We start from the raw sequence: 12,729 nt of genomic DNA, 5'->3' as shown, positions 1-12,729 counted from the left end.
AAGCCCTGTAAAGGGCTTTTATACTAAGGAGCAATCGACTCCATGTAATTGCTAATATCTTCCTCCGTCATTGTGCCGGTTAATACTTTAACAACTTTCCCACTTTTGTCTATTAATATTGTAGTGGGGATAGGACCAATATTGTATAATTCCGTTACAACACTCCCACGATCCATCAGTATCGGAAACGTTAAATTATGTCTTTTCACAAATGTTGAAACAGAAAAATCACTTTCATCAATATTAACAGCCAGAATTTCTACTCCTTTATCTTTAAACTTTTTATACTGATTCTCCATATATGGCATTTCTTTTTCACATGGCTTACACCAAGTTCCCCAAAAGTTCAAAAAGACTCCTTTTCCTCTTAAATCAGATAATTTTATCCGCTCTCCATCCAGTGTCTCTAATGAAAAGTCAGGGGCAGCTGTTCCTTCTGCAATCACAGTCTTGTCTTTTGTAAAGTTCGCATAAAGAGTATATCCGACAGCACCAAAAAGCAGGATTAAAATCACACTTCGAATAATAAGTCTTTTTCTTTTCATATCAATCTCCTTAATTTTTATTCAAACTTTGCTTAGATTGTCTTTAATTACTATTATAGTAAAGATAAATACAATATTCAAATGCATATTAGAATATTGTTGTAAATGGGGTGTTTAATAACCCCAAGCTCTTTTGATACTTGGCCATTAAAATCAAAAAATTAATTAATTAGAATCCAGCTACGCTAGTACAGTAGATCAACAATTTTGGTTCAAAAGAATACCTTTTCTGAAAAAGGCAATAATGGGTTGTTAAGGAGTGAGAAAATGAAAGACGGAATTATTTCAACAGACCAAATTGTATTAATAACTACTGCAATTGTAGTTGGAACACTAGCAAGAGTTTTAACCATTAAAGAAGACTATCGGCAATATCCTAGCTATCCAAATGGCTATTTAACACATCTTATCACTGGATTTGTTGCAGCAGCTTTAGGAGCGGTTGCTATTCCGGCTTTAATGACTAAAAACTTTGTTGCGGTAACTTTCTTGACACTGGCTATACAGCAGTTCAGGGATGTACGGAAGACCGAAAGGGATAGTTTAAAAGACCTTGAGAATACTGAAGCAACTTATAGAGGGGATGCTTATATTGATGGTATCGCCAAGACCTTTGAAGCAAGGAACTACTTTGCTTTAATTGTCTCATTTTCAACAGGTCTCACAATTCAGCTAATTAACAATGATACGCCTTGGATTAATGTAGTGTGTGGGGTGATTGTCGGCTTTTTTGTATTTTATGTTTTGAAGCGTTTTTCAAAAGGAAAAACTGTTGGCGATATTGCGGATATTAAGGAAGGAAAAGTGGAGATAAGAGATTCTGAACTATTTGTAGACGACATTTATGTTTCGGATCAGCTTGGAACTGAGAATGCTCGTAAACTGTTCGAAAAAGAGGGCATTGCGATTGTTATTTATCCACGCGAAGAACATTTTCGAATTACACTCGATAATTATGGTCAAAGGCAAGCCATATTATTTGAAGCTACCAGGTCAATAGGCGTAAAGAGATATCACTTCACACGGAAAGACTATGAGGCAGGAAGAGTGGTGATCACGTTAGTTCCTATTGTAAAAGACATTAATAAATTGATTGAAACAGTAAAGGAGACTCCACTACTTGAAAGTTCTAAGAAAAGTCATGCAGTAATGAAAACTAATTTAACAGGGAGAGAGTAATTTGGGACGCGAATCAACACAAAAGCCTAATTATGAAATATTAGCATTTATAACCACTAATAAAGAAAGGGTGCTGGGAGGAAAACCACTGATGCTACTCGCCAAGGATGAGAAAGATGCTGAATCTCTAACTGTAGATATCGCTAAAGCTATGAAAGCAGATGTTGTGCAAATGAAGTCAGGGGATTACCTGGTACTTCGAGTATAAACACTTAATATTCTTTATGTGGCTTATAAAACCAAACATGCAACTTGATATAAAAATATACAGCTTATGCGATTTTTTATACTTTTTGTCCATTTAATTGCAACAAAAAGTGAGTCCAAACTATATTATATAATTGTTTACCTATGTAAATTCCTATACTAACACTGATAATAGCCTTGAGGTTTAAAAATTATCGGCATCGGTTAAAGAACCGATGCCGATAATTTGTAATTTAAAATATAATCTGGTTTCTTTTTAGAATTTTATAACTGTTCACGTCTAATTCGTACACGATAAGGGTGTCTTAATTGCCTAGTTCTTCTTTTGCTTAATAAAAATCATTAGATAGATGATGATTGTAAAAGCAGTAAGGGCTAAAAATGGAATCGTGATAATCCCAAACCAGTTAATATATTGTGCACTGCAGGGAACTCCATTCACGCAAGGCTTGATAGGGGCAAATCCCGGCACTTTTTGAACAAGGTAATGATAAAAGGAAATACACCATCCAATAGCCGCCATCGGGAGCACAAACTTTTTGACAGAAAGGTCATTTTGGAAAGTGCCTACCCCCAGAATCAAGGCGAGCGGGTACATAAGAATTCGCTGGTACCAGCATAGCTCACAGGGGATGAACCCCCGTATTTCACTAAAATAAAGGCTGCCAAGGGTTGCAGTCAAAGCAACAATCCATGCCAAATACATGTTTGCTTGATTTACGTTAAGTTCTTTCATTATTTATCCTCTAATGCCTGGTCTATTAGACTCTTTATTTTCTCATAATCAAATGGATCTTCAAGCATTGTGCCATTTACCATAATACTTGGTGTCTGCTTTACTTTAAACTTCTCCACAAGCGCTGAATCGTTATTTACCTCATCAATGACTTCTTGGCTTTGGATATCTTTTTCTAACTGGTCAGAATCAATCCCAGGAATTGAGCTAGCAACCTCCTTAATTTTTTCCATTGTTATCCATAAAGAATCATGGTCTTCATCAGGTTGCGCATTAAAAAGGGCTTTATTAAATTCCCAATAGCTGTCTGGATTTTGTTTATAAACTGCTTCCGCGGCTACTGAACCTAGCTTGGATTCATCTCCATGAAATAGAACGTTGATGTAAGAAAACTTAACTTTACCAGTGTCAACATAGTCTTCTACAAGCTTTGGAAAGATATTTTGTCCCCAAGCCTTGCAAGCGGGACATTTAAAATCACCAAACTCTACGACCGTTACAGGAGCATCCGATTTTCCTAATACTGGCTGTCCTTCAATGGATGGGCCTTCCTCAAAACTAGGGGAAGCATTTTGTTCAGATTTCATATTATTGATGACCACTAAAGCTGCAATCATCGCAAAAACCAGCAAAGTTATAACCATAATCAATTTCATAGGGGACTGAATTTTCTTTGACATACTTTTACCTCCTAATAATCTTTTTTCTTTTGTATTCTATCAAGACAGAATTCTATTTAATGCTTAAAAGCAATGATAGATAGGCAGAAACAACAAACAATATGCTCATTAGAAATGAAAGGGCAGCTGAAGACCTCTTAATATAGGAAAGTAAAGTTAAAGCAAGAAACAGAATAGCTACTACTCCGAGAGATATACCAGTTATGTTTGCCGTCATTTGGACAGGCATGGCAGAATCAATCTGGCCTTGATAGAACAAGGCAAATAGTTTGGAGACGCCGCTTTTAACTGTCACCTCAATATCATGAGGAGGCGATTGCTGTCCCAATGCGGCTGTAACTGCAAAAATCATTAATATCACTGCACTTTCAACCCTTGTCCAGGGGACTGGGTTAAACTCTGCATCTGCTTTTAATTTCCTTCTGATTAGGACACTATTAATGCCCGCGTACAATACTAAAGGTATAATCAGTAAATGTTTGATTAACAACGCTTGGCCATATGGAACCATCCAGGCATTTGTATAATCTCTATAATCAATTACAAACGCCGTTAATACCAGACCAGTTCCTATGGTTACCATTAAACATACGAGAGCAACAGGCGTAAACCATTTTAAGAAGTTCAGCCAGTTATGATGATTTTTTGAGAACCAGCTGACAGTAATCAGGATTCCAATCCAGATACTAACAGCAGTAAAGTGGGTCGAATGTGCAATAAAACCTTTCCACTGGTCCAGGGAGCTAGCATGGCTTGACCACCCAAGCGCTAAAATCAATAAGAATGTAATGAAAATACCGATTAACGCAAATAATCGCTTCCTTCTATAGTCAAACCAGATGATATAAATAAATAATAGATTCGATAGAAGATAGGTTACAATCCATGCTTTGCCAACTTCAAAAGTAAAAAGAACAGATTGAAAGGTTTGTCCCATTCCAATGTCTTGGTAAAGAAATAAAATCAATTGCAATACTGGAACAAAGGAAAATACTGCTACCCCACCTGTCGCAGCCATCAAAATACCTTTAGGCACTTTTATATCAGGTTTAGACTGAAATGGCACTAAGGATAATAGAAAGGCTCCAATTAAAATGGAAAAACATAGATATAAAAGGGTTTCAGTTATGATACCTGCAATAAACATTTGTTATTTTCCCTTTCTCATAATCCATAAAAAGCTTCCGATTACTGCAATAATTAAAATTCCAATTAATGAAGGGATCCAATTAGTTTTTGGCTTTGTCTGCTCTTGTCCTGTTTGAACTTCTTCTTCATTAAGTGAATCTGAGTCATCTTTATTTTTTTCTGTGCTCTTTTGCCCGCTATCTTCATTTTCCTCAGTAGGATCCACCGTTGTTGGCGCGTTTACAGAAAATGAGAATTGTCCTTCTATTGGATGTCCATCTGCACCAATTATCTTCCAATTAACCTTATAAGCACCGTTAGCTAAATCGTTTGAAAGTCTTCCGGTCATTTGATTATTGCTTAAAGTGATGTTCTCGATTGAAATCGAATCACCATTTGCATTCGTTACTTCAAATGTGCTCCCTTGTTCAACCTTTGTTTCAAATGTCATTTTTATGTCATTTGGTCCAGCTGTAATGACTTCTCCATCTTGTGGACTGGAGCTCTCTAAACCTGTATGCCCAAAGGCATTGTTTACAGAAACGATAAAAAGTATAAAGGTAATTAAGAATAGCTTTTTAATCATAAGAAACCTCCTAATAGTATTAACGAACTTTATTTTAACAGAGTAAATATAATTATTCAAAAGTACATTTGAATAAATTTTTGACAAATTTGTTAAATCAGCATAGACTAACGATATAACATATTCAAACAAATATTTGAATAAAGGGTGACAAATATGAGTGATAAAGTATTGAACAAATCTTCCCAAGATACATGTGAGACGTTTTGCTACGATGAAGAAAAGGTTAGCCGAGTAAGCGGGCGGATAGATGAGATAATGGGAGTAGAGCAACTGTTTAAGGCGCTATCCGATTCAACAAGAATAAAGATTGCATACGCACTTACACTTGAAGAAGAATTGTGTGTATGTGATGTGGCTAATATTATCGGATCCAGTACTGCCACCGCTTCCCACCATTTGCGTTTACTGCGTAAAATGGGCTTGGCTAAATATCGGAAAGAGGGAAAGATGGTATTTTACTCTTTATCAGATGAGCACGTCCATCAACTAGTTTCTATTGCTTTAATACACTCAAAGGAAGGTGAAGGAGATGGGGAAAGCACTGGCAAGTAGCAAGGAAACCTATCGATTACAAGGTCTTTCCTGTACGAGTTGTGCAGCTAAATTTGAAAAAAACATCCGGGAGATTGAAACAGTTAATGATGTGCAATTAAACTTCGGAGCATCAAAGATAACCATTTTTGGTGATGCGACTATCCAGGAGCTAGAACAGGCAGGATCCTTTGACGGAATCAAGGTGTATCCTGAACGTCAGAGAGTAGTTCAAGAAAATGAGTCTTTTTGGAAAAAAAGCGAAAATCAAAAAACACTGATGTCACTACTTTTGCTAATTGCCGGATACTTTTCCCTGTACACCATTGGGGAGGGCCATATAAGTACAATTGCAATCTTTGCGGCATCCATTTTAGTAGGTGGTTCTGGATTAATTAAAGAAGGTCTCAAAAACCTTACTAAGCTTCAATTCGATATGAAAACCCTTATGACGATTGCTGTTATAGGTGCAGCTTTTATAGGGGAATGGAGTGAAGGCGCTGTTGTTGTCTTTTTATTCGCCGTAAGCGAGGCACTGGAAAGTTATTCAATGGATAAAGCCCGTCAATCTATCCGCTCTCTAATGGACATTGCACCTAAAAAGGCATTAATCCGTAGGGACAATCAAGAAATGGAAATGGATGTTGAAGATATTGTTGTAGGCGACATCCTGATCATTAAGCCAGGCCAAAAGCTAGCTATGGATGGAGAAGTAGTAAATGGCCAATCTTCCATTAATCAAGCAGCCATTACAGGAGAATCTATTCCGGTTCTTAAGACTATTGGAGACGAAGTGTTTGCAGGAACTTTAAACGAAGAAGGCTCACTGGAAGTTAAGGTGACTAAACGAGTTGAAGATACTACCATTGCGAAAATTATCCACTTGGTAGAAGAAGCACAGGCAGAGCGCGCTCCATCTCAAGCATTTGTGGAGAAATTCGCTAAGTACTATACGCCGGCCATCATGTCGCTCGCATTTTTAATCGCAATTATTCCACCGTTATTTATGGGAGGAGACTGGTCCGAATGGATTTATCGAGGGTTAGCTGTACTTGTTGTCGGATGCCCATGTGCACTTGTTATTTCAACACCGGTTGCTATCGTTACTGCAATCGGAAATGCTGCCAAAAAGGGAGTATTGATTAAAGGCGGTATTTATCTTGAGGAAGCAGGACGCATCAAAGTCATTGCATTTGACAAAACTGGAACCCTAACAAAAGGAACACCAGAAGTAACAGACCTTAAAGTCTTAAGTGAAATAGACGAGAGAAAATTAGTAGGGATTTCTATGGCCATCGAAAAATTTTCACAGCATCCTTTAGCATCAGCTATCATCAGGAAGGCAGAACAGATGGGGATTTTTTCAAATGAATTTAAGGCCGAAGATTTTCAATCAATAACTGGAAAAGGTGCAAAAGCAGTGGTGAACGGTGAAAGTTATTTTATTGGAAGCCCCAAACTCTTTAAAGAAATAATACACCTCACCTCCTCTGTTGAAGAAGAGATAAAAAGATTGCAGACCCAAGGGAAAACAGTGATGCTCTTAGGAACTGAGACAACTATCATCGGACTGATTGCCGTTGCAGATCAGTTGAGGGACAGCAGCCGAAACGTGATTCGAAAATTACACGATATTGGTATAGAGAAAACCATTATGTTGACAGGTGACAATAAGGCAACTGGCCAGGCTATCGGTAATTCGGTTGGTTTAACCGAAGTAAAAGCTGAACTAATGCCTCAGGATAAATTAAGTACCATTAATTCATTAAGGGAACAACACGGGAAAGTCGCTATGGTCGGGGATGGAATAAACGATGCTCCAGCTTTAGCAAGCTCAACAGTTGGAATTGCGATGGGCGGAGCAGGTACAGATACAGCATTAGAGACTGCTGACATTGCATTAATGGCTGACGATTTAAATAAACTTCCATATACCATCGAGCTTAGCAGGAGAACCCTAGGGATTATTAAACAAAATATCACCTTTGCGTTAGGTTTAAAACTTCTTGCATTAGTCTTAATCGTTCCCGGCTGGCTGACCCTGTGGATGGCTATTTTTGCAGACATGGGTGCAACGCTTATAGTAGTATTAAATTCTATGAGACTTTTAAAAGTAAAAGAGTAAATAAGAAATGAACAAATAAAACGGGTAGAAGGCCTTAGCTCCACCCGTTTTATTATTCCTGAATGCTCAACTTAATTTTTGGTTTTATTCTCACCCTTATAGCTGTGCAAATTTAGTTCCTGAAGCTCTTTATCTGATTTTTTCTTAAAAATATATATAACTCCAACAGAAAGTATTGATAACACCAGACAAACTATTACTGTATATAGCAATACCAAATCTCCTTAAATTTTAATTTAGTTTTTTACAGCGAAGTACCTTATAAAAGGAAACTTCGCTGTAAATATTTTAAGGGGTGAAAAGTGTCCTAGGGTTAAAATATAGTATAAAAATCTGCAGAAATCATGCAAGAAGCATAACAATTATATTACATAGATTTAATTATAATGAGATTCAAAAATATTTTATTTAATTTATAGTTTATTCATAAAATCGTCATATTTAAATTGTAAGATAAAATTTAATATAACTTTTTATGATTTGGTAATTATCTTTATATACCAGAATTATCTTCGTAAAAAAATTAATACCATACTAGGAGTGACAATATGAAAAAACTGTTAATATCCTTATCAACAGCTGGGTTGCTTATTGGACTTAGTGCATGCAGCAGCTCACAAGGAATCGATAACGAGGAAGTGATCGCAGAAACAAAAGCAGGCAATATCTCCAGCGATGACCTTTACATCGCTATGAAAGAAAAGTACGGAGAGCAAGCCCTTCAGGAGCTGTTATACAAAAAAGTCCTAGAAGATAAATATAAAGTGGAAAAAGAGGAATTGGATAAAAAAGTAAAGGAAATCAAGGACCAGGCAGGATCAAACTTTGAAGCACTATTAATGCAAAATAATATTAAAGATGAAAAGGAACTGAAAGAAATCCTTAAGGAACAACTTCTTGTAGAAAAAGCGGCAATTAAAGATATAAAAGTTACAGATAAAGAACTAAAGGATAGTTATGAAAACTATAAACCTGAAATAAAAGCACGCCATATCCTTTTAGAGGATGAAAAAACTGCAAAAGATATCAAAAATAGGCTAGATGATGGAGAGAAGTTCGAAGATTTAGCCAAAGAATTTTCAAAGGATCCAGGTTCTGCGGAAAACGGTGGAGATCTAGGTTGGTTTGGATCGGGAAAAATGGTTCCAGAATTTGAAGAGGCCGCTTATGCCCTTGAAGTTAATAAATTTAGCGATCCGGTAAAAACTCAAAATGGTTACCATATTATTCAAGTTACTGAAAAGAAAGAGAAAGAGTCCTTTGAATCTATGAAAAAAGAGCTTGAATATCAATTGAAGGTATCTAAGTTAGATAATTCTAAAATTGAAGAAGTCATGAAAAAAGAATTTGAAGATGCTAAAGTGAAGATCAATGACAAGGACTTGAAAGGAATCCTTGAAACGTCAAGTGCTTCAAAATAAAATAATTTACTTAATAATCCAGGCCAATACCCTACTTGTAATTAATAAATCGCTCTCATTATAAAAGAACCCCTTGTAAGCATTAAAAGCTTAACATGGGGGTTCTTTTTGACCGATTTTACATTTTATCATTTGACATAATACTTTTAATTATATAGCTGCAGATAGCTGTACTTACATTCACAGAAAAAACAACATCTCTCATATAATCTTTTTTCTGTTCATACTCTTCAAGAAGCTCTTTTAAAAAATCTGAAATACTCTCTCTTGAGTTATGCAAAATTAGCGGCATTTTTAATTTTTCTACTATATTAAGTGATTTTGCTTTTTGGTCGAGTATAGATTCATATTTCACATGCGGTATCATGTGATGCTTAAATTCCCATCTCTGATTATGAGGGACGCAAAAAAGTCTGTGAGGAAATGGCAGATAATACCCATTTCAACATCAATTCTTTTTCGCTTGTTTTTATCTAATAGGTTGTAAGAAGGTAACTTAAGGAGTGATAGAATTTTATCTACAACAAAGTCAAAAGATTCTTCTATATAATGTTTCCGTTTTGCAAGATTAGGTATAAAGTCAGGTTTCATATTTGCCCAAGAAAAAGTGGGTGTATCTACACTGTATTGTGAATTTTCCTTAACAAACGATTGGATCTGTAGAGACATAACATGATGTGAATAAGCAAACAGGATGAAACATTCCTTTCGATAAAGAATTCTATTATCTCAATGCAAAAATATGAATTGTAAAAAAATCAAGTTAAAAAAATTACTTGAATATATCATGTATTTCTAAATCCCTTAAATATATATAGAAAAAAATTACCCAAAAAGAGGCTTCTTAGAGATATATGTTAAGTAATCTGATTAATAAAAGTATAACATAAAGGGGAAGCGATAGATATTGTAGGGTCTGACTTACTAATTTTGAAAAATGTGTATGAAATAAGCATGCTATAAAGAAAGAAATGTTATTTTCTTACTCTTCACATAAACTGCATACATTTCGGATATATTAATATTTGAACCATAAAATGAATGGTAAACAAACTAAACAGAAGGGAGCCTTTTAGGTTCCTTTTTGTTTTTATCTAAAAATCTCCACAGTTTTTGCAAATTCATAATCTATACTTATGTCATCTGTAAAGAAAGGGTGTTAACCAATAGAATTAAAAAGCCTTTTTCTTTTGCTTTGATAGAACTATTAGTTGTAGGTTAGTTTTGGCAAGTTCACAAGAGTAAAACACCTATTTGTACTTTTTCCACAAATAATACAGGCCGGTTATTTCTCTTACCCAGTATTTTGCTTTCATCTCGAGAAATGGCTTTATGAAAATCCTAAAATTCTCCGAAATTAAATTATTCACTTTATTATTTATTTTTTTGAGGTGGAGAAATATATTGAATTAAGAAGAAAACATGAAGATTTCATATTAAAAATTCACTAAAATATGGACATACATGTGTTGTAGAGAAAGCTCTCTTGTTAGTAGTTTCCGAAGACATACCAGAAAAAGTGGTAAAGCATTTTTAATTAAATACAGATTTAGGCAGGTACTTAAACCTACTTTTTCCATTAAAAAAATTGCATACAATAACTTTCCGATCAAATAATCGAAAAAATGTAGTAGAGGAGATAAAGATGGTAGCTCTTAGCAGTAACCTATTATACCTAGCATTCTACCTATATCTATTGGCAACACTATTATTTGGAGGAGCCATTAGAGATAAGAGAAAACAATACGAAAACCCAAGTCAATGGGCAAAAGTTGCAATAACGGTCACTATAGTAGCCTTTGCTTCTCACTTGGGATATTTTATTACTCGATGGGTCGCTTCTGGACAAGCTCCTGTTAGTAATATGTTTGAATTTATTACAGCTTTTAGCATGATGATGGTCTTGGCATTCATAATTCTTTACCTTATATATAAGGCAGCTATATTGGTTTATTTACTTTACCAATCACATTATTGATCATTGCATATGGGAGTATGTTTCCGAGAGACATTTCCCCATTAATACCAGCGCTGCAAAGCGATTGGCTTGCTATCCACGTAACAACCACTGCACTAGGTTCGGCTATTTTGGCTAGCAGTTTCATTGCAGGGATCATTTATTTACTTCGTTCTGTTGATCAGACGCAACGCTCAAAAGGGACTTTTGGGCTTGAGGTTATCATGTACACGATTGTGGCGACTCTTTCTTTTGTAGTAATTACAAGCATTTTCAGAGGGATGGAGTATGAAGCAGTCTATAAATGGGTTAATAAAAATGATCAAGAGGTTGAAATGATATATAATCTGCCTTCTATTATAGGGCCAAATCAAGGTGAATTACTTACAAAAGGTAAAATGGAAGCGTTTGTTGAGGTGCCTGCAATCATTGCAGCAGGAAGACTAAATACAGTCATCTGGTCAGTTGTTACTGGTTTACTTTTATACGGGTCGCTAAGACTGATTTTAAGAAAAAGAATCTCAGCTGCTATACAGCCATTAACGAAGAATGTCAACCTTGATTTAGTCGATGAAATTGGGTATAGATCGGTTACAATAGGTTTTCCAATATTCACTCTAGGCGCTCTTGTTTTTGCGATGATATGGGCTCAAATTGCGTGGACTCGTTTCTGGGGATGGGATCCAAAAGAGGTATGGGCATTAATTACATGGTTATTTTATGCAGTGTATTTACACTTGCGTCTCTCTAAGGGCTGGCACGGTCAGAAATCAGCTTGGCTTGGAGTTATCGGATTCGGAATTATTATCTTCAATTTGATTTTCGTAAATCTAATTATAGCAGGTCTACACTCATATGCGTAAGGTGTAATTTTCAAACGGCCTAATATGCATTATAAATGCTCGGGACATAAAAGAAGTAAAATTTCTCAGCTAAGAAGGTAGACTAATCAAAATTAAAATATTTGAAGTAATAGGGGAGGAATTTATATTATGCAAACTGAAGAGAAATTCACATTGGAAACATGGCCAACTTCGCCTGAAAGAGCTACGCTTGAAGCAAAAAATAAATTTTTAGGTTTCTGGTTTTTCTTAGGTGGAGAGACAGTTCTTTTTGCCTCCCTCTTTGCAACGTATCTTGCTTTAAAAAACAAGGTTCCAAATGGGGACCACCCTTTGACAAATGAGCTTTTCAGCATGGAAATAGTTTTTGTTGCGACTATGCTTTTACTAGTTAGCTCACTTACAAGTGTTTGTGCAATGTATCATATGAAAAATTTTAATTTTAAGAAAATGCAATTATGGCTTGGGATTACGGTTCTTTTAGGTGTTGCATTTTTAGGATTGGAAATTTACGAGTTTACAGAGTATTTTCATAAGGGACATACTTTTACAAGCAGTGCATTCGGCTCTGCATTTTATGTACTAGTTGGTTTCCACGGTGCACACGTTGCTTTTGGACTTCTATGGATTGTGACTCTCATGGTTAGAAATGCGAGACGTGGATTAAACCTATACAATGCTCCAAAATTTTATATAGCAAGCTTATACTGGCATTTTATTGATGTTGTATGGGTATTCATTTTTACAGTTGTATATTTAATGGGGCTGGTAGGATAATCGTTATTGTTT

13 protein-coding genes and 1 pseudogene are annotated in these 12,729 nt (G+C 35.6%); 7 read left to right on the top strand and 7 right to left on the bottom strand.

The features are described from left to right. Nucleotides 1–23 precede the first annotated feature (23 nt). Complete coding sequence (resA, locus tag M5V91_RS29545; RefSeq protein ID WP_019380963.1) at nucleotides 24–545, bottom strand: thiol-disulfide oxidoreductase ResA; 522 nt, start codon at nucleotides 543–545, stop codon at nucleotides 24–26. Between the two features lie 267 nt (nucleotides 546–812). Here resA and M5V91_RS29540 point away from each other — a divergent pair, with 267 nt between their 5' ends. Both M5V91_RS29540 and M5V91_RS29535 read left to right on the top strand, forming a co-directional pair. Then, the gene (locus M5V91_RS29540; protein ID WP_019380962.1) at nucleotides 813–1,724 is read left to right on the top strand and encodes a YIEGIA family protein; all 912 of its coding nucleotides are present in this window, start codon (nucleotides 813–815) and stop codon (nucleotides 1,722–1,724) included. A gap of 1 nt (nucleotide 1,725) precedes the next feature. Then, entirely contained in the window at nucleotides 1,726–1,932 is a 207-nt protein-coding gene (locus M5V91_RS29535) for a capping complex subunit for YIEGIA (protein WP_019380961.1), read from the top strand. A 312-nt stretch (nucleotides 1,933–2,244) separates the two neighbouring features. Here M5V91_RS29535 and M5V91_RS29530 read toward each other — a convergent pair whose 3' ends face one another. The 4 genes from M5V91_RS29530 to M5V91_RS29515 are packed head-to-tail and all read right to left on the bottom strand — an operon-like array spanning nucleotide 2,245 to nucleotide 5,061. After that, nucleotides 2,245–2,667 carry a disulfide oxidoreductase gene (locus tag M5V91_RS29530; protein WP_019380960.1) on the bottom strand — a complete coding sequence of 141 codons (423 nt, stop codon included), beginning with the start codon at nucleotides 2,665–2,667 and terminating at the stop codon, nucleotides 2,245–2,247. Next, complete coding sequence (locus M5V91_RS29525) at nucleotides 2,667–3,347, bottom strand: DsbA family protein (protein WP_019380959.1); 681 nt, start codon at nucleotides 3,345–3,347, stop codon at nucleotides 2,667–2,669. The genes M5V91_RS29530 and M5V91_RS29525 overlap by 1 nt, the downstream gene beginning before the upstream one ends. 52 nt (nucleotides 3,348–3,399) lie before the next feature. Beyond that, nucleotides 3,400–4,494: a CopD family protein gene (locus tag M5V91_RS29520; RefSeq protein WP_019380958.1), complete on the bottom strand. Its 1,095-nt coding sequence runs from the start codon at nucleotides 4,492–4,494 to the stop codon at nucleotides 3,400–3,402. 3 nt (nucleotides 4,495–4,497) lie between these two features. Continuing rightward, nucleotides 4,498–5,061, bottom strand: a complete 564-nt coding sequence (locus M5V91_RS29515; protein WP_019380957.1) for a copper resistance CopC family protein — start codon at nucleotides 5,059–5,061, stop codon at nucleotides 4,498–4,500. Between the two features lie 156 nt (nucleotides 5,062–5,217). Between M5V91_RS29515 and M5V91_RS29510 the strand changes: the two genes are divergently transcribed. From M5V91_RS29510 to M5V91_RS29500, 3 genes are all read left to right on the top strand, one after another. After that, a complete protein-coding gene (locus M5V91_RS29510; protein WP_019380956.1) occupies nucleotides 5,218–5,616 on the top strand; it encodes an ArsR/SmtB family transcription factor in 399 nt (132 codons plus the stop codon). Further along, nucleotides 5,594–7,720, top strand: a complete 2,127-nt coding sequence (locus M5V91_RS29505; protein ID WP_019380955.1) for a heavy metal translocating P-type ATPase — start codon at nucleotides 5,594–5,596, stop codon at nucleotides 7,718–7,720. The genes M5V91_RS29510 and M5V91_RS29505 overlap by 23 nt, the downstream gene beginning before the upstream one ends. A 548-nt stretch (nucleotides 7,721–8,268) precedes the next feature. Continuing rightward, complete coding sequence (locus tag M5V91_RS29500; protein WP_019380953.1) at nucleotides 8,269–9,141, top strand: peptidylprolyl isomerase; 873 nt, start codon at nucleotides 8,269–8,271, stop codon at nucleotides 9,139–9,141. A gap of 118 nt (nucleotides 9,142–9,259) precedes the next feature. Here M5V91_RS29500 and M5V91_RS29495 read toward each other — a convergent pair whose 3' ends face one another. Both M5V91_RS29495 and M5V91_RS30810 read right to left on the bottom strand, forming a co-directional pair. Beyond that, nucleotides 9,260–9,496 (bottom strand): hypothetical protein, encoded by a 237-nt coding sequence (locus M5V91_RS29495; protein ID WP_284522326.1) that lies wholly within the window; start codon nucleotides 9,494–9,496, stop codon nucleotides 9,260–9,262. A gap of 8 nt (nucleotides 9,497–9,504) precedes the next feature. Next, nucleotides 9,505–9,810, bottom strand: a complete 306-nt coding sequence (locus M5V91_RS30810; RefSeq protein WP_439649978.1) for a zinc dependent phospholipase C family protein — start codon at nucleotides 9,808–9,810, stop codon at nucleotides 9,505–9,507. A gap of 976 nt (nucleotides 9,811–10,786) precedes the next feature. On the opposite strand from M5V91_RS30810, the pseudogene ccsB reads away from it, so the two are divergent. Then, nucleotides 10,787–11,961, top strand: a pseudogene (gene ccsB / locus M5V91_RS29490) (c-type cytochrome biogenesis protein CcsB). Between the two features lie 129 nt (nucleotides 11,962–12,090). Continuing rightward, a complete protein-coding gene (locus M5V91_RS29485; protein ID WP_019380950.1) occupies nucleotides 12,091–12,717 on the top strand; it encodes a cytochrome (ubi)quinol oxidase subunit III in 627 nt (208 codons plus the stop codon). Nucleotides 12,718–12,729 lie beyond the last annotated feature (12 nt).

The organism is Cytobacillus pseudoceanisediminis, from assembly GCF_023516215.1.
Lineage (GTDB): Bacteria > Bacillota > Bacilli > Bacillales > Cytobacillaceae > Cytobacillus > Cytobacillus pseudoceanisediminis.
The sequence above is the reverse complement of the archived record's forward strand: the minus strand, read 5'-3'. Positions and strand labels throughout refer to the sequence as shown.